29 protein-coding genes are annotated in these 22,970 nt (G+C 53.6%); 15 read left to right on the forward strand and 14 right to left on the reverse strand.

Translation table 11 applies throughout. The features are described 5' to 3' along the window. Window positions 1-41 precede the first annotated feature (41 nt). From H7U36_RS00675 to H7U36_RS00700, 6 genes are read left to right on the forward strand one after another with little or no spacing between them, the layout of a single operon-like run. Window positions 42-632 carry a septum site-determining protein MinC gene (locus H7U36_RS00675; protein ID WP_052083883.1) on the forward strand — a complete coding sequence of 197 codons (591 nt, stop codon included), beginning with the start codon at window positions 42-44 and terminating at the stop codon, window positions 630-632. Continuing rightward, on the forward strand, window positions 614-1,405 hold the full coding sequence (gene minD / locus H7U36_RS00680) for a septum site-determining protein MinD (protein WP_033124902.1): 792 nt from the start codon (window positions 614-616) through the stop codon (window positions 1,403-1,405). The genes H7U36_RS00675 and minD overlap by 19 nt, the downstream gene beginning before the upstream one ends. A 15-nt stretch (window positions 1,406-1,420) precedes the next feature. Then, on the forward strand, window positions 1,421-1,633 hold the full coding sequence (minE, locus tag H7U36_RS00685; protein ID WP_033124903.1) for a cell division topological specificity factor MinE: 213 nt from the start codon (window positions 1,421-1,423) through the stop codon (window positions 1,631-1,633). Further along, window positions 1,630-2,778 carry an FtsW/RodA/SpoVE family cell cycle protein gene (locus H7U36_RS00690; RefSeq protein ID WP_033124904.1) on the forward strand — a complete coding sequence of 383 codons (1,149 nt, stop codon included), beginning with the start codon at window positions 1,630-1,632 and terminating at the stop codon, window positions 2,776-2,778. The genes minE and H7U36_RS00690 overlap by 4 nt, the downstream gene beginning before the upstream one ends. A 17-nt stretch (window positions 2,779-2,795) precedes the next feature. Further along, a complete protein-coding gene (locus tag H7U36_RS00695; RefSeq protein WP_033124905.1) occupies window positions 2,796-3,191 on the forward strand; it encodes a methylglyoxal synthase in 396 nt (131 codons plus the stop codon). Next, window positions 3,175-4,170: a D-alanyl-D-alanine carboxypeptidase family protein gene (locus H7U36_RS00700; protein WP_052083885.1), complete on the forward strand. Its 996-nt coding sequence runs from the start codon at window positions 3,175-3,177 to the stop codon at window positions 4,168-4,170. The genes H7U36_RS00695 and H7U36_RS00700 overlap by 17 nt, the downstream gene beginning before the upstream one ends. A 104-nt stretch (window positions 4,171-4,274) precedes the next feature. Here H7U36_RS00700 and H7U36_RS00705 read toward each other — a convergent pair whose 3' ends face one another. Next, entirely contained in the window at window positions 4,275-4,487 is a 213-nt protein-coding gene (locus tag H7U36_RS00705; protein ID WP_033124906.1) for a DUF378 domain-containing protein, read from the reverse strand. Window positions 4,488-4,548: 61 nt separating this feature from the next. On the opposite strand from H7U36_RS00705, the gene H7U36_RS00710 reads away from it, so the two are divergent. From H7U36_RS00710 to H7U36_RS00745, 8 genes are all read left to right on the forward strand, one after another. Next, the gene (locus H7U36_RS00710; RefSeq protein WP_033124907.1) at window positions 4,549-5,493 is read left to right on the forward strand and encodes a tRNA modification radical SAM protein MnmL/YtqA; all 945 of its coding nucleotides are present in this window, start codon (window positions 4,549-4,551) and stop codon (window positions 5,491-5,493) included. Window positions 5,494-5,509: 16 nt separating this feature from the next. Beyond that, window positions 5,510-6,901 carry a biotin/lipoyl attachment domain-containing protein gene (locus H7U36_RS00715; protein ID WP_052083887.1) on the forward strand — a complete coding sequence of 464 codons (1,392 nt, stop codon included), beginning with the start codon at window positions 5,510-5,512 and terminating at the stop codon, window positions 6,899-6,901. 15 nt (window positions 6,902-6,916) lie between these two features. Continuing rightward, the gene (locus tag H7U36_RS00720) at window positions 6,917-7,612 is read left to right on the forward strand and encodes a YggS family pyridoxal phosphate-dependent enzyme (protein WP_033124908.1); all 696 of its coding nucleotides are present in this window, start codon (window positions 6,917-6,919) and stop codon (window positions 7,610-7,612) included. Window positions 7,613-7,642: 30 nt separating this feature from the next. Then, the gene (locus H7U36_RS00725) at window positions 7,643-8,260 is read left to right on the forward strand and encodes a cell division protein SepF (RefSeq protein ID WP_033124909.1); all 618 of its coding nucleotides are present in this window, start codon (window positions 7,643-7,645) and stop codon (window positions 8,258-8,260) included. A gap of 17 nt (window positions 8,261-8,277) precedes the next feature. Continuing rightward, window positions 8,278-9,033, forward strand: a complete 756-nt coding sequence (locus tag H7U36_RS00730) for a YlmH family RNA-binding protein (protein WP_033124910.1) — start codon at window positions 8,278-8,280, stop codon at window positions 9,031-9,033. A 31-nt stretch (window positions 9,034-9,064) separates the two neighbouring features. Next, complete coding sequence (gene lspA / locus H7U36_RS00735) at window positions 9,065-9,592, forward strand: signal peptidase II (RefSeq protein ID WP_052083888.1); 528 nt, start codon at window positions 9,065-9,067, stop codon at window positions 9,590-9,592. Next, on the forward strand, window positions 9,564-10,484 hold the full coding sequence (locus tag H7U36_RS00740) for an RluA family pseudouridine synthase (protein WP_033124911.1): 921 nt from the start codon (window positions 9,564-9,566) through the stop codon (window positions 10,482-10,484). The genes lspA and H7U36_RS00740 overlap by 29 nt, the downstream gene beginning before the upstream one ends. A gap of 128 nt (window positions 10,485-10,612) precedes the next feature. Next, entirely contained in the window at window positions 10,613-11,257 is a 645-nt protein-coding gene (locus tag H7U36_RS00745) for a cytidylate kinase-like family protein (RefSeq protein ID WP_033124912.1), read from the forward strand. 135 nt (window positions 11,258-11,392) lie between these two features. Here the strand turns inward: H7U36_RS00745 and H7U36_RS00750 are convergent, their stop codons facing one another. The 3 genes from H7U36_RS00750 to H7U36_RS00760 all read right to left on the reverse strand — a co-directional run bounded on the left by H7U36_RS00750 (window position 11,393) and on the right by H7U36_RS00760 (window position 13,930). Further along, window positions 11,393-12,127 carry a tRNA lysidine(34) synthetase gene (locus H7U36_RS00750; RefSeq protein WP_033124913.1) on the reverse strand — a complete coding sequence of 245 codons (735 nt, stop codon included), beginning with the start codon at window positions 12,125-12,127 and terminating at the stop codon, window positions 11,393-11,395. 82 nt (window positions 12,128-12,209) lie between these two features. Continuing rightward, window positions 12,210-13,271 (reverse strand): tyrosine-type recombinase/integrase, encoded by a 1,062-nt coding sequence (locus H7U36_RS00755; RefSeq protein WP_033124914.1) that lies wholly within the window; start codon window positions 13,269-13,271, stop codon window positions 12,210-12,212. Window positions 13,272-13,567: 296 nt separating this feature from the next. Next, window positions 13,568-13,930 (reverse strand): LysM peptidoglycan-binding domain-containing protein, encoded by a 363-nt coding sequence (locus tag H7U36_RS00760; protein WP_191428442.1) that lies wholly within the window; start codon window positions 13,928-13,930, stop codon window positions 13,568-13,570. Window positions 13,931-14,185: 255 nt separating this feature from the next. On the opposite strand from H7U36_RS00760, the gene lexA reads away from it, so the two are divergent. Next, complete coding sequence (lexA, locus tag H7U36_RS00765; protein ID WP_033124916.1) at window positions 14,186-14,803, forward strand: transcriptional repressor LexA; 618 nt, start codon at window positions 14,186-14,188, stop codon at window positions 14,801-14,803. 75 nt (window positions 14,804-14,878) lie between these two features. On the opposite strand, the gene H7U36_RS00770 is transcribed toward lexA, so the two are convergent. The 10 genes from H7U36_RS00770 to yhbY form a co-directional block, all read right to left on the reverse strand. Continuing rightward, a complete protein-coding gene (locus H7U36_RS00770) occupies window positions 14,879-15,331 on the reverse strand; it encodes an MATE family efflux transporter (RefSeq protein WP_330636991.1) in 453 nt (150 codons plus the stop codon). Between the two features lie 126 nt (window positions 15,332-15,457). Further along, window positions 15,458-16,159 (reverse strand): ABC transporter ATP-binding protein, encoded by a 702-nt coding sequence (locus tag H7U36_RS00775; RefSeq protein WP_205155599.1) that lies wholly within the window; start codon window positions 16,157-16,159, stop codon window positions 15,458-15,460. 1 nt (window position 16,160) lies between these two features. Further along, on the reverse strand, window positions 16,161-18,542 hold the full coding sequence (locus H7U36_RS00780; RefSeq protein WP_205155600.1) for an ABC transporter permease: 2,382 nt from the start codon (window positions 18,540-18,542) through the stop codon (window positions 16,161-16,163). A gap of 9 nt (window positions 18,543-18,551) precedes the next feature. Beyond that, the gene (locus tag H7U36_RS00785) at window positions 18,552-19,247 is read right to left on the reverse strand and encodes an ABC transporter ATP-binding protein (protein WP_205147578.1); all 696 of its coding nucleotides are present in this window, start codon (window positions 19,245-19,247) and stop codon (window positions 18,552-18,554) included. 48 nt (window positions 19,248-19,295) lie between these two features. Further along, on the reverse strand, window positions 19,296-20,234 hold the full coding sequence (locus tag H7U36_RS00790) for a sensor histidine kinase (RefSeq protein WP_205155601.1): 939 nt from the start codon (window positions 20,232-20,234) through the stop codon (window positions 19,296-19,298). A 5-nt stretch (window positions 20,235-20,239) separates the two neighbouring features. Beyond that, entirely contained in the window at window positions 20,240-20,911 is a 672-nt protein-coding gene (locus tag H7U36_RS00795; RefSeq protein ID WP_205147576.1) for a response regulator transcription factor, read from the reverse strand. A 118-nt stretch (window positions 20,912-21,029) separates the two neighbouring features. Further along, on the reverse strand, window positions 21,030-21,383 hold the full coding sequence (rsfS, locus tag H7U36_RS00800) for a ribosome silencing factor (RefSeq protein WP_191384294.1): 354 nt from the start codon (window positions 21,381-21,383) through the stop codon (window positions 21,030-21,032). Between the two features lie 5 nt (window positions 21,384-21,388). Then, complete coding sequence (gene yqeK / locus H7U36_RS00805) at window positions 21,389-21,976, reverse strand: bis(5'-nucleosyl)-tetraphosphatase (symmetrical) YqeK (protein ID WP_033125264.1); 588 nt, start codon at window positions 21,974-21,976, stop codon at window positions 21,389-21,391. 43 nt (window positions 21,977-22,019) lie between these two features. Beyond that, window positions 22,020-22,631: a nicotinate-nucleotide adenylyltransferase gene (gene nadD, locus H7U36_RS00810; protein ID WP_033125263.1), complete on the reverse strand. Its 612-nt coding sequence runs from the start codon at window positions 22,629-22,631 to the stop codon at window positions 22,020-22,022. A gap of 22 nt (window positions 22,632-22,653) precedes the next feature. After that, the gene (yhbY, locus tag H7U36_RS00815; RefSeq protein WP_033125262.1) at window positions 22,654-22,944 is read right to left on the reverse strand and encodes a ribosome assembly RNA-binding protein YhbY; all 291 of its coding nucleotides are present in this window, start codon (window positions 22,942-22,944) and stop codon (window positions 22,654-22,656) included. Between the last annotated feature and the right edge of the window lie 26 nt (window positions 22,945-22,970).

Below are 22,970 nucleotides of genomic sequence, written 5' to 3' on the forward strand. Positions count from 1 at the left end.
AACCGAGGATCAATAACCAGGTTGGGAGATGATAGTACGTTTTGAAAGACCATGTCATGATCAAGGGAAGCAAATACGGTCTGGCAGTCTATCTGGACGACAGAGTTCCCTTTGAGGAGCTGCTGGAGGAGACAGAGAGTAAATTTAGGGCGGCCGCCCATTTCTTCGCGGGAGCTGAGATGGCGGTCAGCCTGGAAAACCGTATTCTTACAAAAGACCAGGAGCGGCAGATAGTGGAAGCGATCTCCGGCTCCGCGGGAATACAGATCTTGTGTATACTGGATCATGACGAGAAGAACGAGAAAATATACAGAAGCGCCGTAGAACAGACGCAGGCCGAAATGCCCAGGCAGGACGGCCGTTTCTACAGGGGGACACTGAAGAGAAATCAGGTGCTTGAGTCGGAGACCAGCATCGTGATCGTGGGAGATGTAGAGGAGGGAGCTACCGTTGTCTCCAAGGGGAGCATCGTGGTGGTCGGCGGTCTGTACGGAAGCGCCCAGGCCGGCGCGTCCGGAAGGACAGATGTCTTTGTGGCAGCCCTTTGCATGGAACCGGAAAAACTCCGCATAGGCGGCAGAAAAGTGAAACCAGTAATAGGAGGAAGTTATTCATGGGCGAAGTTATCGTAATCACATCGGGAAAAGGCGGTGTCGGGAAGACGACCACCACCGCAAATATCGGAGCAGGTCTTTCAATGCAAGGCAAAAAGGTCATCATCATTGACACGGATCTGGGTCTTCGGAACCTGGACGTTGTCATGGGCCTGGAAAATTTTATTGTGTACAATCTTGTGGATGTTATAGAGGGAAAGTGCAGACTGAAGCAGGCGCTGATCCGGGACAAGCGGTATGAAAATCTCTATCTGCTCCCGTCAGCCCAGACAAAGGACAAGACGGCCGTGTCCCCGGGACAGATGAAAAAGCTCACCTCAGAGCTTAAGGAGACCTACGACTATATCCTTCTGGACTGTCCGGCAGGGATCGAGCAGGGCTTTCAGAACGCCATAGCCGGCGCGGACAGGGCGGTGGTAGTGACCACGCCGGAGGTGTCGGCCATCCGGGACGCGGACCGCATCGTGGGCCTGCTGGAGGCGGAGAAGATCAGCAGGATCGACCTCATCATCAACCGGATCCGGATGGATATGGTGAGGAGAGGAGACATGATGTCAGTGGACGATGTGACGGAGATTTTGTCCATCCCCCTCATCGGCGCCATACCGGACGACGAGCAGGTAGTCATCGGCACCAACCAGGGCGAGCCTGTCATCTCCATGGAGTCGAGAGCCGGGGAGGCCTACAGGAATATATGCAGGCGGATCGCAGGCGAGGAGGTCCCTTTTCTGGATCTGGAGGCCGGGAACGGAATCTGGTCCAGACTGACTCATATATTTCATAAAAATTAAGGAGGCATCGGGAGTATGGGAAGACGTTCTTCTGTGCGGATCGCAAAGGACAGGCTGAAGGTCCTGGTCGTGTCGGACCGCATGAAATGTCAGCCGGAGGCCTGCGAGAGGATCAGCCATGAGCTCTACCAGGTCCTTTCCAAATATATGGAAATTACACCCGAGGAATTCGACGTCTCCTACAGCAGGACGCACGTACATATCAGACTTACAGGAGAAAAGCAGTGAAATTTTTAAAAATAACAAAACCTTATCGCTTAAAAGATTATAAATTCAGTCTTATTGTCCTTGTGCTGGCCACCTCCTGCCTGGGCGTTCTCGTCATAGGCAGCGCCAACGAGGCCTACCAGGGACGGCAGCTTATCGGGCTTGCCGGGTCTATTCTGCTCATGGTGGTCGTCTCTCTGATTGACTATGTGTGGATCGCCAATTTCTATTGGCTCTTCTACTTTCTGTCGGTTGGGATGCTGGCGATCGTGCTGATACCCGGTGTGGGAGAGGTGGTAAACGGGGCCAGGAGATGGATCAATCTTGGATTTACCAATTTCCAGCCATCGGAGCTGGCAAAGATATTCCTTATTGTCTTCTTTGCCAGATTTATCATGAAGCATGAGGAGGATTTAAGCAGCAGGCGGACCATCCTGAAGGCGGTGGCGCTCATCCTTGTCCCGCTGGCCCTCATCTTTGAGGAGCCGAACCTTTCCACCACCATCTGTACGGCGACTCTCTTCTGCGTGCTCATGTATGTGGGCGGCCTGTCCTACAAATTTATCGGCATGGTGCTCCTGATCACAGTGCCGGTGGCCGTTATTTTCCTGAGCATTGTCGTGCAGCCGGATCAGAAGATCCTGGACGACTACCAGCAGAAGCGTATCCTGGCCTGGCTGAATCCGGAGGAGTACGCGAGCGATGAGGCCTATCAGCAGAACAACTCGGTCATAGCTATCGGTTCGGGGCAGCTCACCGGGAAGGGACTTAACAACAACACCACCACTTCGGTGAAGAACGGAAACTTTATCCTGGAGCCCCAGACGGACTTTATCTTTGCCATTGTGGGAGAGGAATTAGGCTTTGTGGGATGTTGTATTTTTATTGCATTGCTCCTCCTTATAGTGATACAATGTATACTGATAGGGATAAGAGCGCAGGATGTGACGGGAAAGATCATATGCTGTGGGGTCGGAGCCCTCATAGGGATCCAGACATTTATCAATATAGCGGTTGCCACCCAGATCATCCCCAATACGGGCATACCGCTGCCGTTTGTCAGCTACGGCCTTACGTCTCTCGGAAGCATGTATCTCGGGATCGGATTTGTGCTCAATGTGGGACTGCAGCCGAAGAAATATCAGGATAAACTAACTACACTTTAATGAGGAGGATGCATTGTATGAATATTGGCCTGATCGCACACGACTCCAAGAAGACTCTGATGCAGAACTTCTGCATCGCCTACCGGGGGATTTTGAGCAAACACAATCTGTTCGCCACCGGGACCACGGGCCGTCTCATCGAGGAGGTAACCAACCTTTCGGTCCATAAATACCTGGCAGGACCGCTTGGTGGAAAACAGCAGCTGGGAGCGCAGATCGCGCAGAACGACATTGACGCTCTCATTTTTCTCCGGGATCCGCAGAGTCCCAAGCCTCACGAGCCTGAGGTTAACGACGTGATCCGGCTGTGTGATATGCACAATATCCCCATGGCGACTAATCTCGCCACGGCCGAGATTATAGTTCTTGCAATTGACAGAGGAGATTTGGATTGGCGTGAAATGTACAGGTAAGAAACTCATACTGGCAGGAGGGCTTTCCGGCGTCCTGCTGGGTCTGACAGGGTGCGGCGCAAGCGACGCGGTCCTGTCCTACGAGAAGGAAAACTACAACAAAAATATGTACCAGGCCGAGCTCTTTGCCGAGGATCTGTGCGTCGCCGGCGGGGATGTCTCCCTGGATGGCTTTGAGGGCGACAGCTCTCTCCACGCGGAGGGGCTTTTTAATGTCACCGACGGGGAAGTGATCTACGGCCAGGATCTGTTTACCAGGCTCTATCCGGCCAGCACTACAAAGATACTGACGGCGCTGGTGGCCATCAAGAACAGCAACCTGGACGATATCGTCACAGTCGGCAGCGCAGGCGCGGCCTCCAGCTTTTCCTGGGACGCCTCTGTTGCCGGACTGCAGACCGGGGATCAGCTCACCATGCGGGATCTTCTGTACGGGCTGATGCTCCCCTCCGGAAATGACAGCGCTGTGGCCATTGCAGAGTATGTGGCGGGCACGGAGGAAGAGTTCATGGAGATGGTCAACGAGGAGGCCCAGAGCCTGATGGCCACTGGGACTCATTTTGTGACGCCCAACGGTCTTCACGATGAGAACCACTACACCACAGCCTATGATCTGTACCTCATCTTCAATGAGAGCATCAAGTACGAAGAGTTTGTGGACATTATCAGCGCAGACTCCTACACTGCGCAGATCACCGGCGCCGACGGCACCGTGCGGTCCGTCACCTGGGAGCCCACCAACTTCTACGCAAGAGGTGAGGCTGCTCTTCCCACGGGCGCTACGGTCATCGGCGGAAAGACCGGCTACACAGGGGAGGCCGGAAACTGCCTTGTCCTTCTGGATCAGGCGCCGGACGGGGACTACTATATCTCCATCGTCATGGGAGCGGAGGACAAGCCTCTCCTCTATGAGGACATGACGGCTATGATCGATCAGATTCCCACCCTGGGAGGAGCGGACAGCGGCTCGTCAGAATAAAAAGAAAGCGCCTGTGCGCATAATAAGGAGGGGCATCCGGTATGGTATACCAGGATACCCCTCCTGCCTTGTGTAAATGCGGCCGCAGCCGTGCATTTGATCTATCAGACTCCTGAGTCGGACGCGTTTCTGATCCTTCCGAAAAAACTGATGGCGTACAGACCGCAGAGCCCAACCAGGGTATAGACGATCCTTGAAAGCCATGTCAGATTTCCGAAGAGAAAGGCGACAAGATCAAAGCGGAAAATACCTACCAGAAGCCAGTTGACAGCACCGATGATAACGAGTGCCAGTGAAATATTGTCAAGCCATTTCATGAAAGTCCCTCCTTTATTCATCAGATAGTGCTAGTATGCCCTGAAAGGATTTTTGAAATTCATGCCAGAGAAAAAATTATACTTTCCCTATTCTGAATATTTGAAAAAAATATATGGCGAAAAGGTGTACAAGCTGCCTGTCAACCTTCCTGTCACCTGCCCTAACCGCGTGGACGGCCATGGGGGCTGTACCTTCTGCGCGGCGTCCGGCACCGGATTTGAGGCCCTCTCTCCGGATCTGACAGTGGGAGAGCAGCTTAGGAGGACGCGGGAGAAGATCGAGCGAAGATACAAGGCCCATAAGTTTATCGCCTACTTCCAGAACTATACCAACACCTATCTTCCTCTGGAGGATTTCAGGGCCTATACGGAGGAGGCGGCAGGGGAGAGAGATATTGTGGAGATCGACATATCCACAAGGCCGGACTGTGTGTCCCCTTCCTATCTGGAGGTGCTGGGCGATCTGCGAAGAAGGCGGGGGACAGAAATCTGCCTGGAGCTGGGACTGCAGACGGTCAATTACCGCACCCTTAAGAGGATGAACCGGGGACACGGTCTGGCGGAGTTCATAGACGCGGTGCTGCAGATACGGAACTATGGCTTTCAGATCTGTGCCCACGTGATCCTGAATTATCCGGGAGACGAGCTGGAGGACGCAGTGGAGACAGCCAGGGTGCTGTCGGCCCTCCAGGTAGACACAGTCAAGATCCATTCCCTCTACATCCCCAAAAACACGGTGTTGTGCGAAGCCTACGAAAATGGTACAATATCCGTATGTTCTAAAGAGGAGTATATGGATCGCCTCATCGCTTTCCTGTCCTATCTCAGCCCGGATATCGCCGTGGAGCGGCTCTTCGGACGCATCCCCAGGGAGGAGGCTGTCTTCTGCAACTGGGGAACCAGCTGGTGGAAGCTGCGGGACGAGGCAGAGAAGAGGATGAGGGAGAGGGACGCCTGGCAGGGGAAATATTTTCACTATCTCGGCGGATCGGCATTAAGGAAATGACACAGGAGGCAACAGTTTGTCTGGAAAAGCACAGGGAAATATTCAGGTTTACCGGAAAAAATGGAATTTTAATATAGGGATTGTAATTTTTGGAGTTATCCTCGTCTATCTGATCGTGACAGTCCTCACCTACGCCACGGCGAAGCACATCACAGCCTATGAGGTCCGAGAGGGATCCATCTTCAGGGACAACGCCTACACCGGCCTTGTCCTGCGCCATGAGACGGTGGTGAACGCGGAGACGGAGGGCTATATCAACTACTTTGTCCCGGAGGGGAGCAAGGTGGGGAAAAAGACAAATGTGTACAGCATTTCTCCGGAGAAGCTGGACTTTTCCTCCTCCGGGCAGGCGGACGCCCAGGAGGAGCAGGCTGTCTCGTCGGAGGAGCAGCAGATGATCCTCCAGCAGACCCAGAGCTTCAGCGGGAATTTTCAGGACAACCGGTTTGAGGAGGTCTACACCTTCAAGGATACAGTGGAGAATATTCTCACCAGCAGCTCCTCCCAGAGCAAACAGTCCCAGCTAGCGGCCCTGATCCAGGGCGGAGCGGAAGGCGTCACCGCCTACCAGGCGGCTGATGACGGCGTCATCGTCTACTCTGTGGACGGATACGAGGGACTCACGGCGGATCAGGTGACGGCGGATATGCTGTCCAGAGCGAATTACAAGAGCACGGAGCTGACAGACAACGCAAAGGTGAAGGCGGGGGACGCGGCGTACAAGCTGGTGACAGAGGAGGAGTGGTCCGTGGTCATCATCCTGAACGAGGACATGGCCCAGGAGCTTGCCGATACATCCACCGTGCAGGTGCGCTTTTCCAAGGACAACGAGACCGCCAGGGGCAGCCTTTCCATCTACAATACAGAGGACAAGGATGTCAATCTTGGCTTCATCACCTTCAATGAGTCCATGGTGCGGTATGTGGGCGAGAGGTTCCTGGATATTCAGCTTGTGCTGGAGGACGAGTCGGGGCTGAAGATCCCCAAATCCTCTGTGGTGGAGAAGGAATTTTACACGGTTCCCCAGGACTACATCACTCAGGGCGGGGACACAAGCCAGGATGGCGTGCTCGTGCAGACGGACGAGAATACCACCACATTTGAGAGGGCGGAGGTCTACTACCGGGACAATGAGACGGGAATGGTCTATCTGGATGAGGACGCCTTTAAGGCGGGGACGGTTCTTGTGAAGCCGGACTCCAGCGAGACCTGTACTCTCAGCGAGAAGGGGACGCTGCGGGGAGTCTTCAACATAAACAAAGGGTATGCGGAATTCACCCAGGTGGAGATCCTGTGTGAGAACGAAGAATACTATATCGTGCAGTCCGGAAACGACTACGGACTGACCAACTACGACCATATAGCGCTGGACGGCAGCGACATTCATGAGAACGAGATCATATTTTAAAGGAGTGATGCGGTAATGCTGCAGGAAAATTTCAGACAGGTGGAAGAGAACATCCGAAAGGCCTGTGAGCGGGCAGGGCGGGATCCGAAGGAGGTGACCCTGATCGCCGTGAGCAAGACAAAGCCTGTGGAGATGCTGCGGGAGGCCTACGATTTCGGCACAAGAGTTTTCGGTGAGAATAAGGTGCAGGAGATCGTGGAGAAATACGAAGCCCTTCCAAAGGACATCCACTGGCATATGATCGGACATCTTCAGCGAAACAAGGTCAAGTACATCATAGACAAGGTGGATCTGATCCACTCCGTGGACTCTGTGCGCCTCGCCGAGACCATAGAGAAGGAGGCAGCCAAGCATGGACTGACAGCTAACATTCTGTTGGAGGTCAATGTGGCCGAGGAGGAGAGCAAGTTCGGTCTGAAGGTGAATGAAGTGGAGCAGGTGGTGGATGAAATCGCCAAATTTTCCCACATAAAAGTGTGCGGATTGATGACAATAGCTCCTTTTGTGGAAAATCCGGAAGAAAATCGTCCATATTTTCGCTGTTTGCGCAACTTATCTGTTGACATAGGGGCAAAAAAAGTTGATAATGTTACTATGAGTATTCTCTCGATGGGCATGACCAATGATTATGAGGTGGCGGTCGAAGAGGGCGCGACGATGGTGCGGGTCGGGACAGGCCTGTTTGGCGCGCGCAATTATGCTCTGAGTTAAAGATAAACGTAAGATAGGAGAATTTGAAAAATGGGAGTATTAGATAAGTTTCTTGACATTATGAAATTGAGCGATGACGATGACGATTACGAGAACGATGATTTCTTCGATGACGATGACTACGAGGATGACGACTACGAGGACAGATCGTCAAAGAAGGGCGGGCTTCTCTCCAAGTTCAATAAAGGAAAAGATAACAGCCGTGACCGCGACGACGATTACGATGACTATGATGATGATTACGAGGAGAGACCTGCAAGGCAGTCTTCTTCAAGAAGCTCCCACTCCTCCCATCAGTCAGGCGGAAGCAGCAAGGTCACACCTATGCGCCAGCCTTCTTCCAGAAGACAGGCTCCCAATATGGAGGTCTGCGTAATCAAGCCATCCTCTGTCGAGGACGCGAGAGAAATCACAGAGACGCTCCTGAGCGGCCGCACCGTGATCCTGAACCTGGAGGGACTGGATCTGGAGGTGGCACAGAGGATTATCGACTTTACTTCCGGCGCGACCTTTGCCATCAACGGTAATCTGCAGAAGATTTCCAATTACATATTCCTTGTGACGCCGACAAATGTAGATATTTCCGGAGACCTGCAGGATCTGCTGGGAACCTCCTTTGACGCGTCATCCATGCGCACAAGATTTTAGAGGACGTCTGACGGGACATGAACAAAGAGGAACTGATGCTTCAGAAGCGTCTGATCGAACTGTCTAATCTTTCATACAAAAGGGATATAGTCACTTTTTCAGATTTTCTGAATTTGAATGAACTGAATATACTGCACACAACCCCCAGAGATCTCTTTCCTTCCAGGTATGAGACGTATGGGGGTTATGAGCCTGCGGAGCGTCAGATGGTTGCTTTTCTGCCTGATGCTCTTTATTATGACTATCGTTACCCCATATCTGTGCTCAGGATCAGCCCGGCCAACCGGAAATTTGCCGAGGATCTCTCTCACAGGGATTTCCTGGGCGGGATCCTGAACCTGGGGATCGAGAGAAGCTGCCTGGGGGATCTGCTTGTGGAGGACAGCGTCTGCCACGTCTTTGTGACGGATGCTATGGCGGATTTTATCTGCGATCAGCTCACCAGGATACGCCACACCGTAGTGAGGACGGAAAAGATAGACGAGACCGCCTTCTCCTTTGCGCCCCGCCTGGAGACGATCAAGGGGACGGTTGCATCGGTGCGGCTGGACACAGTGCTGTCCGTTGCCTTCCCCATGTCCAGGAGCCGGCTCACAGGTCTCATTGAGGGCGGCAAGGTGTTTGTCAACGGAAAGCTGATCACCTCCAACGGATACCGCCTGAAGGAGGAGGACATTATCTCTGTCAGGGGCATGGGCAAGCTGGTGTACCAGGGCATCCTCTCGGAGACAAAGAAGGGGCGCCAGTATATCCAGGTTGGAAAATATATTTAGAAAAGCGGAGGCTTGCGGAGAAATGGCAACAATGCCTGAAAAGACAACAGCATATAAAAAAACAGCGGGAAATTATATAGCGGCTCTCCTCATCATCGCGGCCGGGGTGATCCTGGATCAGTGGAGCAAGCATATGGCTGTCCTGCACCTGCGGGGAACCGGCGGAACAGATCTGATCCCCGGCGTCTTCCGGCTGACCTATCTGGAGAACCGGGGAGCTGCCTTTGGCGTGCTGCAGGGCCAGCAGTGGTTTTTCTACATCATCACAGCGGTCATACTTGTGGCCGTACTCCTTGTCTACACGCGCATTCCGGCGGGAAGGAAATTTGTTCCTCTGCGGGTCTGCGCGGTGTTCATCGTCTCCGGGGCGCTGGGCAATCTGATCGATCGGGTGCGGCTCGGATACGTGGTGGACTTCTTTTATTTTGAGCTGATCGATTTCCCGGTCTTTAATGTGGCGGATATATTCGTGACTCTGTCCGCCGTACTTCTGGCAGTGCTTCTGCTGCTGTACTATAAGGAGGAGGATCTTGAATACATTTTTCACAGTCGAAAATGATGAGGGGGAGAGGATCGACAAGTATCTCTCGCTGGAGATGCCGGAGCTGTCCCGCTCCCACATCCAGAAGCTGATCAAAGACAATCTCATAGAAGTCAATGGAAAGCCTGTAAAAGCAAATTACAGGCTTTGTTTTGATGACAGCATAAAAGTAACTGTTCCCGAGCTGAAAGAGCCGGAAATCGCCGCTGAGGACCTTCCGCTGGACATTCTGTACGAGGATGAGGACATTATCATCGTGAACAAGCCGAAGGGCATGGTAGTCCACCCGGCTCCCGGACACTACAGCGGCACTCTGGTCAATGCCCTCATGTTCCACTGCGGCGATAACCTGTCGGGCATCAACGGCGTAGTCCGGCCGGGCATCGTCCACCGGATCGACATGGACACAACCGGCTCCCTGGTAGTGTGCAAGAACGACAGCGCCCATCAGAGCCTGTCCGCACAGCTGAAGGACCACTCCATCCGGCGGATCTACGAGGCCATTGTCCACGGCAATATAAAGGAGGAGGAGGGGATGGTGGACGCCCCCATCGGCAGACATCCTACGGACCGGAAAAAGATGAGCACAAGGGCGAAGAACGCAAGGAGAGCTGTGACCCACTACAGAGTCCTGGAGCGCTTCGGGGATTATACCTACATCCAGTGCCAGCTGGAGACAGGACGGACCCACCAGATCCGTGTCCACATGGCCTCCATCGGGCATCCCCTGCTGGGAGACGCGGTCTACGGCCCGGCCAAATGTCCCTTCAAGGGGCTCCAGGGCCAGACACTGCACGCCCGGACGCTTGGCATCGTCCATCCCCGCACAGGCGAGTACCTGGAGGTGGAGGCTCCTCTCCCGGCGTATTTTGTCCAATTATTAGATCGACTTAGAAAAAATAGACAATAATTTTCATATAATTCTATACATTTTCACTAAATTGTTGTATAATGCTTAATAAATAAAAAAGCATCCATACATTAATACTTATTTCAGAGTATGTATTGACAGGATCAACAAGAAGGAGTGTGGGTAGTATGGAAAAGACAAGTACGATTATTACCATAGGAAGAGAATTTGGAAGCGCGGGCCGTGAGATCGGATATAAGATCGCTGATGATTTCGGCATCAAGCTGTATGACAAGGAGATGCTGAACCGGGCGGCAAAGGAGAGCGGCATCTGCGAGGAGCTGTTCGAGGCCCACGACGAGAAGCCCACCAACAGCTTTCTGTATTCCCTTGTCATGGACACATATTCCCTTGGATATTCTTCAGGAAGCTATACGGATATGCCGATCAACCACAAGGTCTTTCTGGCACAGTTTGACGCCATCAAGAAGATTGCCAGTGAGGGCCCCTGTATTCTGGTAGGCCGCTGCGCGGACTATGCCCTGGAGGAGTTTGACAATGTGCTGACCGTGTTCATACACGCGAAGATGGAGGCAAGGATCCGCAGGATCGCCAGGATTTACAATCTGACAGACGCCAAGGCAAAAGAGATGATCCAGAAGACAGACAAGCAGCGCTCCAGCTACTACAATTACTATACGAACAAAAAGTGGTCGGACGCAGAGAGCTATGATGTATGTCTGGACAGCTCTGTGCTCGGCATTGAGGGAACGGCGGAGGCTATCAAGCAGCTCGTGGCCATCAAGGAGAGCGACCGGGAGAAGAAGCTGTAGGAGCCTTGGGCTGAAAAACAGCGGGCTATCAAGTAAAGAATATTCATTGAAAAAAAACTCTATGTGGAGAGGAGCAATCCCCTTCCCATAGAGTTTTTTGCGCATCCCGTTTTCCATACACAGCTATTCCGGAGGCTAACGCGTGTGGATGACGCGCTCCGGCCAGCCCTTGATATTCCCGTTCAGGATGGCTGTGAACATTCTCTGCTTTGCGCCGGGATGCTCCTGGTTCAGCTGGCGCACCAGCTCCTTGGCATACTGGCGCTTCGTGTATCCGTCGATGGGACAGCGGCTCTTCACCACTGGCAGATTATATTTATTTTTAAAGCCGATCACATCCGCCTCGTCCACGAACATGATGGGGCGGATCACTGTCAGATCCATCCGGTCCAGGTAGGTCCGGGGGGAGAAGGAGTAGAAGCGTCCCTCGAAGATCAGTGAGAGGAGCATGGTCTCAATGATGTCATCCCTGTGGTGAGCGTAGGCCACCTTGTTGCAGCCCATTTCCTTTACGGCCTGGTTGAGGGCTCCCTTCCGCATCTTGGCGCACAGGGAACAGGGATTGCTCTCCTTGCGTTCCTCGAAAAGAATGTGGGCAATGTCGGTCTTCACAATGCGGTAGGGAACATCCAGCTCCTGACAGAGCTCCTTTACCGGTGTGAAATCGCATTTCTCATAGCCCAGGTCTACGGTGACGGCGCTGAGCTCAAAATGGTTGGGATAGAACCTCTTAAGGCCGTGGAGAGCGTAGAGAAGGGTGAGGCTGTCCTTCCCGCCGGAGATGCCCACGGCAATGTGATCTCCCTCGTTGATCATCTGATATTCGTCTACTGCCTTTCTCGTGTAGCTCAAAAGCTGCTGTAATTTCATAATGGTAAGTAATTCCTTTCTTATCTCTGAATTTTTTCGAATAATCCGCACAGGGTTTCCGTAAAAAAATTATGAATACTGATTATTTTTCCCGCAGGTGAACCGCGGAGGCCGCCTGGCGGCGTCTGTTCTCATCAATGGCCGCATAGTGTTTCTTTGTCGTGTTCACGTCCTTGTGCCCCAACACATCGGCCACCAGATAGATGTCCCCGGTCTCCTTATAGAGAGAGGTGCCGTAGGTGCTGCGCAACTTGTGGGGCGTGATCTTTTTGTTCGGCGTTACCTGGCGTGCATATTTCTTCACCATGTTCTCCACAGCCTGAACACCCATGCGTCGCCTCTGAGTGGAGAGGAAGAGGGCGTTCTCGTGGCCGGGGAGAGGAGTGGCAGCCTTGCGGCTCCCCTCCATGTAAATTCTGAGAGCCTTTTCTACCTCGGATCCGAAGTAGACAACCATCTGGTTGCCTCCCTTTCTGGTGATAGTGATGCCGTCATTTTTGAAGTCCACATCCTGCAGGTCAAGGCCCACACACTCGGAGACACGGATGCCGGTTCCCAGAAGGAGAGTCAGGATCGCCAGATCTCTTTCCCTTGTCTTTTCGTAGTATACCTTTGCCTGTCCGGTCAGTCGGCTTCCGCATGACTCGACATAATCAAGCAGGAGAGCAACCTCGTCAGGATCCAGGCGGATGATGGCCTTTTCATGCTGCTTTGGCATGTCTACAAGCAGTGTCGGGTTACTGCTGATATATTGGTGCTTGTGGTAATAGGCGTAAAAGCTCCGCAGGGCGGACATCTTCCTTGCAAGCCCTTTTTCCCCGTTGGTCATCAGTTCATCATCGTCACGCCTGTATACCTTCAGATATTCCATATATTCCTCAATATCCACCGGCTCCAGCTTTTCCAGGTCAGAGACCTTGAACTGATCTATTGTGTAATTTTTGTAGACTGGATTGTTTTCCATCAGAAAATGAAAAAAGACACGGATATCATACGCATAGTTCATCCGTGTGCGGATGGATGAATGAGGCTCGATGGCCCGGAAGAAATCCTTTGCAAACGGAGGCAGGGTTTTCAGTATTTCCCTGAGGCGCAGCGTGTAGTCGATCACCGTCTGCTCATGATAGCTCTTTGTATCCTTCATAATTGTATTGACCCCTTTGCTTGAAATAACATTTATAATCCCACATGGAAATTATACTGGAAACACCGGATTTTGTCCACATCTTTTGGAAAAATCGGTATTTTACGTATAGATCTGTTTTGGTATATTACAGTATATATAATATATAAATAGACGGTATCCGTCTGCTTCTCCTTTCGGTATGGAAGGAAGCGCCTCTGAGATACCGTCCCTGGGTGAGTGTATAATTATATATAAAGCTTTAGAAAGCCTATATATCGATTGGAATGTATAATCTATATTTTAGCTATATTATATTATCTGTACGCATTGTCACAGTATACAATGGTGAGATGCTGACCTTCATGGATCAGATCGCCCCTGAGACCATTGATCGCCTTCAGTTCCTGTACATACTCCGGCACAGAGAGACTGCACGCATCGGCGTATGTCTCGGCAATGTCCCACAGTGTGTCGCCGGCCTTAAGCTCAATGCTCTTGTAGTACCTGTAGGCGCTTTCTGCGTCAGAGCTGTCCTTCGCCTGTACAAAGCGCATGCCTCTGACTGCGAATATACTGCAGAGGACTGCGATGAGAACGGCCGCAGTGACCAGAATAAACTTTTCCCTGTATACTTCTCTTCTTCTCTTGCTTGCTGCATGTAATCTGTGTGCGTTCATCTCATATTCCCCTCTTCTTAACTGGATAAAATACATCCCTCGTTGCTGTGCTTCATATAAAAATCATGATTTTCTTCTATCGAACGAACGTTCTTTCTATGCTTCTGATTATAGTATGCGAACATTTGTTTGTCAATAGTCTGAAGCGAAAAAATCGAACATATTTTCTAAACATTTGTTTGCCTTTTACATGGGCATATGTTAGAATGTTATTAGTTAATTTTTGATTGTACATATTACAAGGGGGAAAGCTACATGTCGCAGGGAAAGATCAGCCCAAAGCAGAAAGAAATATTAGAGTTTATCAAGGATCAGATCCTGACGCGGGGATTTCCGCCCTCTGTCCGGGATATATGTGAGGCGGTTCATCTGAAGTCCACCTCATCTGTCCACGCCCATCTGGAGACACTGGAAAAGAACGGATATATCAGAAGAGACCCCACCAAGCCGAGGGCCATTGAGATTCTGGATGACACCTTCAATCTCACCAGACGGGAGGTGACCAACGTGCCCCTCCTAGGACGAGTGGCGGCCGGCGAGCCGATCCTGGCCCAGGAAAACATTGAGAACTACTTCCCCATTCCGGTGGAGATGCTGCCAAACAATCATACCTTCATGCTGACTGTCAAGGGAGAAAGCATGATCAACGCCGGAATTCTCGACGGCGACTATGTGCTGGTCGAGGAGTGCCATACGGCGTCCAATGGGGATATGGTTGTCGCTCTGATTGAGGACGGGGCGACAGTCAAGACGTTCTACAGGGAGGAAGGCGTCATCCGCCTGCAGCCGGAGAACGATTTCATGGATCCCATTATCGTGACCGACGTTCAGATTTTAGGAAAGGTGATCGGCGTGTTCCGGTTTTTCAGATGATTTTTCTTTATTTCCTATAAAGCAGGGAGCGAAGCCTGTTGTCATTGGCTTCGCTCCCTGCTTTTCTTTCTGACTTTATTTCCCTGACTGGTGAAGATAGCGCCGCAGAAACGGGGCCGCAAGCATCAGCGCCTTGCCCACATTGTCGGCGATCATGCAGCACCACACTGCCCGAAGGCCCAGCCCCCAGACATTTACGCACAGGAAGGTCAGAAAAATCCGTATCCCCCACATGCCAATGGTCTCCACCAGAAACGGGTACCGCGTGCGCCCCATCCCGTAGAAGATCCCCTCCAGCACGACCATCAGACCGAAAAAGGGCTCTGACAGGGCCACTAACCGCAGCATCTCTGCTCCCAGAGTCACCACCGCAGCGCTGGGTGAGAAAAGCCGCATCAGAGGCACGGAGCCGATATAGAGGATCAGTCCGCTCACGCACATCATGCAGACAGCAGCCCTGCAAATACCACGTAACCCATGCAGGATACTCCGCTTGTACCCAGCACAGGCAGGCCCACAGCCGCACATTTATTTATATATTATATCTTTCGATAGCTGAAAGCTATTCTAAAAGCGAAACCATGAAGTCACAGCTGTAACTCCATGGTTTCCTGTTGTATGATCCGCTGTTCAATTCAAAATTCACCCGGGATCTTATTTTTCTTCCTTTCTGAGCAGCGTGTCCCGCAGTATTCTCCCGTCCTCCATGTACAGAACCCGGTCGCACTGCTTTGCCAGCGCCTCGTCGTGGGTCACCATGATAATGGTGGTATGCTGCCTGGTGTTCAGCCGCCGGAAGAGCCCCATGATGGCGTCCCGGTTTCTGCTGTCCAGATTTCCGGTGGGCTCATCTGCCAGGATGACTGCCGGGGAAGGGGCCGCAGCCCTCGCAATGGCCGTTCTCTGCTGCTGTCCTCCAGAGAGATGGCAGGGAAGAGCCTCCCTCTTTTTTGTGAGTCCGGTGACGGCGAGAAGCTCCTGCAGCCGCTGGGCAGAGAGCGGTTTTCCATCCAGGAGAAGAGGCAGAGCTATGTTCTCCTCTACGTTCAGGCTGGGGAGAAGGTAGATGGACTGATAGACCATGCCGATCTGCCGTCTGCGGAAGATCGACCGCTCCCCTTTTTTCATGCGGTAGAGCTCCCTGCCGTCCACCCACACTCTCCCGCTGTCAGGCTCATCGATGCCGCCCAGCACATGGAGAAGGGTGGATTTCCCGCAGCCTGAGGGGCCCAGGATGGCGGCGAACTGTCCCCTTTTGATCCGGAGAGACGTTTCCCTCAGCGCGCAGACGGCTGTGTTCCCGCTCCCATAGGTCTTCCGGATTTGTTCCGCTTCGATACTCCAGCTTTTATCCATATTACGCTTCCTCCTTCCGTATGACATCGATCATATCCATTCTTCTCAACTCTCTCACCGTATACAGGAAGGGAACCAGCACAACGCACGCCGTCAGGATGAGCTGCAGGCCCACAAGCCGTACCGGCACATCCAGGGGGAAGCGCATCTGGGGCGCGCCATCATCCCGGTACAGTCCCGCGGAAAGAATAAAGACGCTCAGGGGGATGCCAACCAGTATCCCAGCGAGGGCTAAGGTGAGATGCTCCAGGAAGATCATTTTGACGATGCGACCTGTGGGCATGCCGATGGACTGAAGGAGGGCAAATTCCTTCTTTCTCCTCCGGATGCAGGCTGCATCTCTTAGCAGGGTGATCAGAATGGCGGCGATCCAGACTGTGCTCACCAGGGTAGCGACGAGGAGGACGTGAGCGCCCTTCCCTCCGACGAAAAAGGACTCCTGGTACTCTTCGGCAAAGCTGTAAAAGGCAAGGTCTTCCAATTCTGTCCCCTCCAGATGCCGCCTGATACTGCTGATGAGCCGGCTGTCCTCCTTCATCCTGCCGGCCGCATTGTCCGGATATAGGATCTCTGTCAGGTCTCTTCCTGCTCCTCTGTCCCGGGACAGGATGATCTCCAGGGAGAGGGAGGTGTCCTGATAACCTGCCATCAGTTCGTCAAAGGTCTGGAGGGGAAGGTACAGGATGACGTCGCCGTCAGTGAAGGACAGGGGCGTATCTTCCAGGCTCTCGGCCTTGGAGAGCTGCTCCGGAAAAAGGACCGGACGCTCTGCTTTGGTGATCATGCGAAGGATCGGAATGTCTCTTATCTCTCCCTGGATGAACAGGGGAAACCCTCTTCCATCGTTCTCTTTCATGCTCCAGTCGCTGCTTTCCAGTACAGCTCCCTCATTTTCTGGGAAAGAGCTGTTCTTGGGCCCGGCCTCTTCTCCTCCCAGAAGACGCCGGAAGGTACGGTCGTCTACGCCGATGACCCGGACCACTCTGCGCAGCCATCCGTCCTTCAGCATATTTTCCAGTGGCTCTCCAAACTCTTCATAGCTCTGAATACGTAAGAGGGCGTTCGTAGCGTGGATTTCTGACAGATAGTCCTCAATCCCCCATATGTCCATCCCCTCAAGGGCAGAGTACTCTTCCGCTTCCTTTACGACGGCGACCGTATCAATGCCCTCTATCTCCTCCAGAGCTTCAGCGGCCTCCTGGAAGGCAGCTCCATCCCCGCCCTTTGCCGAGGCCCAGAGAGACACCGGGGGCAGCGACTGGCCGGCTGTGGCAGGAGGGGAGGTCAGGCCCTCCACATACATGGCCCCATTGAGGAGCACGCACAGCGCGATCACAAGGAGGACGGAGGAGACACAGTAATTTTTATGGTACATGATGACATTTTTGACGGCAAGGAGCGTCTCAGCTTTGAAGAAATGCCGTCTGGCCCCAAGGAGAACCGCAGTCCGGTTGATTTCCTCCTCCTCGTCGTAGCCGGAGATCAGGTTGAGGACAGACTCCTTTCTGAGCCGGTCATAGAGCCCCTGTGCGGAGGACAGAGCGAGCAGGAACGTCCCCGCAAGAACCGCCACGAGCAGCAGCGGATTTACAGAGATTTCCATATCTTCTACAGGGAAAAGCCTCTCCCCCAGCCAGCGTATGGAGAGGGCCAGGGCTGCTATGCCAAGGAGGATGCCGGCAGGGATGGCCACGCATCCGGCCAGCAGGTTTTCTCCGAAGGCAAAGCACAGCCTCTGACCTTCCGATATGCCGATGCCGTCCAGAAGTCCAGTGATCTTCAGCTTTTCCTCCATGCCTGAGAGGGATACGTAGTACAGGAGAGCAGCGCCGAAAAGCGCGATGACAAAGTCCAGAAGGAGGATAGCCCAGGCGGAGCCGGCAGCCGTTCCGGAGGCGTTGACACCATAGTAGCCCAGGAGTTTATCGTTGAAGGTGATATCATAGGCAGATGTGACCGTTTGATTTGTGCGGGCATAGAGGACAGGCTGCTCCTCCAGCGGCAGGGGATCCATCCCAATCTCCTCTCCCACCTTCTGGGAATTTTTGAAGATGGCAAGGGAAATATGCCTGAAGGAGACGCCGCAGCACACGCGCCCCTGGTCAGAGCTCTCTATAGGACACCTGTCCAGTATCCAGACCTGCCGGATGTAGGAGCTGTCAGAAAGAGCGCAGGCCTGCTCTTCTGTCAGATTGTGAAAGATGGACTCGTAGGGGCCGTTCTCTCTTTTCTCCTGCCGGATCATCGCCTGGAGACAGGATGTGGAGAAGACGGTCGTGGCTGTGATGAGGAAGACGGCCATTGTCATGCCCGCCGCGAGGACGAGGAACCGTCCTGGCTTCTGCCGGATTTCTTTTGTCAGAACTTTCCATATGATCTTCATATCGCACACCTAAAGAAAATGGATGACGCCGTCCCTGATTTCCAGCTCTCTGTCACATATCTGAGCCAGATCCAGGTTGTGGGTGGCCATAAGGACGGTCCTGTGCCAGGTGTGGGCGCACTCCTTCAGAGCACCCATGAGCTCCAGTGACTGCCTCGTGTCCAGCTTGGCGGCAGGCTCGTCCGCAAGGATCAGCTCCGCGTCAGAAAAGAGGGCTCTGGCAAAGACGCACCGCTGCCTCTCGCCGCCGGACAGCTCTGCCGGGTATCTCCCCAGCTTCCCGGACAGGGAAAAGGACTCCAGGATCCCGGTGAGCCGGTCCTGGTCCAGAAGTCTCCCTGTGTCCATGACAAGGGGAAGGACGATATTCTCCTCCACTGTAAGGGAGGGAATGAGGGCCGCTTCCTGAAAAACCATGCTGACATGCCTTCGGCGGAAGATGGCGGCCTGCTTTGGAGACATGTCCTGGAGGTGTCTGCCAAGGAGACAGATGGTCCCGCTGTCCGCCTTTAAATAGCCCGCAAGCAGATGGAGAAGGGTAGTCTTTCCGGACCCCGAGCATCCGGTCAGGGCGGTAAATGACCCCTCCTCCAGCGAAAAAGACACTCCTTTTAGCACCTCTTCCGGCCCGAGGGGCCCGGGAAAGGCTTTTTTCACACATGTCACCTTTACCGCTTCCATTTTCTTATCCTTTCTGGCTCTCATTATAGCAGCCTCTCCTTACAGATATCTTACAGGCGGCGGGGAAAATTCTTACACCTCTGTCATAAGCGGCAGAAATACAGAAAAGGTACTGCCCTTCCCCGGCTCGGAGGAGACGGTGATATACCCGTGCTCCCTTTCCACGAGGAGCCTGGCCAGATAGAGGCCGATGCCCCAGCCCTCCTTCCCGGACGAGGAGCTGCCCCGGTAGAATTTCTGGAAGATTTTTGTGTACTCTTCCTTGGGGATACCCGGTCCCCTATCCTGGACGCGGACAGCCCCGTAGGTCTCGAAGCACTCCATGGATAGGGTGACGACAGAGCCCTCCGGCGCATATTTTACAGCGTTTTCCAGGATGTTGGCAAAAACCTCCTCTGTCCAGGCGGGATCGTGGAGGAGTGGCGCATCCGGGAAAGGCTCCATCCGGATGCGGATATGCTTCTGATCCGCCCTTGGGAGGACGGACTCCACCGCCCTCCTGACAGCGGAAAGGACAGGGATATTTGCAGGGCTCGGGGCAGCCGCGCCCCTCTCCAGATCCATCATTTTGAAGAGGGCAGTAAGAAGCCGGTCCAGCCGGTCTGTCTGCTCCTCCAGGCGGTTCTCCAGGCACTGTCTTCTGCCAGGCGGAAGCTCCGGGGATTTCAGCAGCTCCTGATAGAGGCGGATATTGGCAAGAGGGGTTTTAAGCTGGTGGGAGAGATTGGATGTCAGTTCCCTGACCGCGTCTCTGTCCTCCCTCGCCTCCTGTCTCTCCCGCCGGAATTTTTTCATAATGCGGGCAAAATCATCCTGGACCGCGGACGGCGCGCCCTCCTGACAGGAGCCCTCCGGCAGGGGCTGGTCCGCAAGAAGTGCCCTCTGGCAGAGCTGAACCTCTCGATACAGACGAAAGTACTGCCTCCGGAAGCGGAGCATTCCGAGAAGGGCCGCCAGGGCTGCGGCCAGAAGCAGAAGGCACAGGGCCAGCAGTGTCTGTTCTCTTGTCATACTGCTCACTCCTTCCATATGTACCCCATGCCGTGGATGGTTCGGATCCTTTGCGGGGTTGAGGGGTGCTCTTCTATTTTGAGGCGGAGTCTGCGGACTGTGACCGCCAGGGTATTTTCATCCACATACTTTTCCTGCCTGTCCCACACGGATTCCAGGATCTGCTCCCTGGAGAGTATCTGTCCGCTGTGCTCCATGAGAAGGATGAGAAGCCGCGTCTCCAGGGCGCTCAGGGAGAGCAGCTCCCCTCCTTTGCGCACCTCTTTGCTCCTCATATCCACTGTGATGTCCCCGGAGGACAGGAGGGAGGGTGTCTCCCTTCTGCGGAGGATCCTGCGTGCGCGGGCCTTCAGAACAGCAAGGGAGAAGGGCTTTCTCATGAAATCCTCCACTCCAAGCTCCAGGGCCTGCAGCTCATCGATCTCTCCGCTCCTCGCGGTCAGCATGAGCACAGGAGGCGCTTCCTTTTCCCGTAGTCCCCGCAGCATATCAAAGCCGCTTCCGTCCGGGAGATTACAGTCCAGTATGACAAGGTCGCAGCCGCCTCCCTCTGTGAGCCGTCTTCCCTCTTTCGCAGTGGCGGCGCAGACGACCTCCCACCCATCCAGCTCAAAGGCCAGCTTCAGCCCCTCCCGCAGAGCCTGGTCATCTTCAATGATACCGATCCTGACAGCCATTGTGTATCTCCTCCCCGTCTCCTTTTGTCTCTGTATTCAGTATATCGGCATTGGGAACGTTTTACAAGAACAGAAAAGGAGTCCCGCTTTCGCGGGACTCCTGTCTCTGCATTTCCTGTTACGCCTGGAGAGCCTCCGGGTCCATCTCCTGCCCGTCGCTCCAGATATGCTCCAGATTGTAGAAGGAGCGGTTCTCGCTGTCAAAGACATGGACGATCACATCGCCGTAGTCCAGGAGCACCCAGGTGCCGTCCCGGCCCTCCCGCTGCTTCATGGCATATCCGGCCAGATGCATCTTCTCCTCCACATTGTCCACGAGGGCGTTCACCTGGCTGGAGCTGCCGCCGTCCACGATGACAAAATAGTCGGCGATGACGGAGATGTCTGAAATTCTGATGATCCGAATATCCCGGCCCTTTTTCTCGTCCAGCGCCCGGTAAGCGGTGAGCGCCATCTGATCTGCATGGTTCATAGGCTTTATTCCTCCTTTTTTCCCAGATATTTTTTATAGTAATTGTAGGTCTTCTCTGTGGCCGGATCCACGGGCAGTCCCTTTGTCTGCAGATAGACCAGGGAGTCCCGAAGGAGCAGGTAGAGGCACTCGTCTATGTCCTCAAAAGCCAGTCTCCTGGCCTCAGACATATCCGGCAGCTCCGCCCGGTTCGGCTCGATGTAGTCCGCGATGTAGAGGATCTTGTCCAGAAGAGTCATCTCCGGCTTGCCGGTGGTGTGGCACGCGATGGCGTTTAAAATGGTCCTGTCCCCGATATGGTACTTCTTTGCTGCCAGGAAGGCTCCCAGCTTGGCGTGGAGAAGGGAGGGGTTGGCCTCCTCGGCGGGGGTGATAAAAATGTGGTTTTTCTTACACATCCGTATCTTCTTGTCGTTGGGGATACATTTGGCGCAGTCGTGGAGAAGTCCGGCAGTCAGCGCCCGGTTCAGGTCCGCGCCGTAGCGCATGGCCAGAGCCCCCGCAGTGTACATGACACCCAGGGTGTGGTTGTACCGGTTCTTGTCCAGATATTTTTTCACCTTTCTGCGCATAACATCGATATTTTCATTCATGACACACACTTCCTTGAGAAAACTATTTTTCTGTCCTATCAATCTATGAGGTGTAGAGCTGATTTCTGTAGATATAGTCCACCACTGCCTCGGGCATGAGCCCGCCTACGTCCTCTTTATCCCGCAGCATGCGGCGCAGCTCGTGGGAGGATACATCCACCAGAGGCGTGTTGAGGAGACGGATGTCCGCGCCGTATTTCCCGGTGAGGAGACGGATCTGGCGGCCCATGACCTCCCTGCTGCTCTTATCGTCCCTGTAGGCGGCGAGGATGGTGCAGGTGGGGAAAAGCCGCTCCACGTGCACCCACTGCTCGATGGAGAACAGGGAATCCGCGCCGATGATGAAGTAAAAATGATCCTCCGGGTACAGCTCCTTAAAGTGCTCCATTGTCCCGTAGGAGCAGCTTACATCCTTCCGCTTCAGCTCATAGTCCTCCAGGCGGAATTTCCTGTAGCCGCTGATGGCCAGTGAGACCATCTGTGCCCGCTCCCGGGGCGTGGAGACGATATTTTTATTGTCCTTGTGGGGAGGATTTCCGTTTGGCATGAACCAGACCTGATCCAGCTGATAGTCCCGGCAGGCGTACTCTGCCAGGGTCAGATGGCCGTTGTGGACCGGATCAAACGTCCCTCCCATGATCCCGATCTTCTTCATAAAGGAACTCCTTTTGATCCTTTTACGGAAGCTGGATCTTCTTTTTCTCGTTTTTCCCCTCTCTGTAGAGGACGATCTTCTTGCCGATGACCTGCACCACCTGGGAGCGGGTGCGCTCTGCCAGCATGGCGGCAAGCTCTCTTGGATCGTCGGCGCAGTTCTGGAGGACGCTCACCTTGATGAGCTCCCGGGCCTCCAGAGCCTCGTCCACCGCCTTTGTGAGCTCAGGCGTCATGCTGTTCTTCCCGATCTGGAAAATGGGATCCATGGTCATGGCAAGGCTTTTCAAATAAGCCCGCTGCTTTGTCGTCATTTGCCTTCTCTCCTATCTTTATTATA

Source organism: Faecalicatena fissicatena (assembly GCF_016900595.1).
Taxonomy (GTDB): Bacteria; Bacillota; Clostridia; order Lachnospirales; family Lachnospiraceae; genus Claveliimonas; species Claveliimonas intestinigallinarum.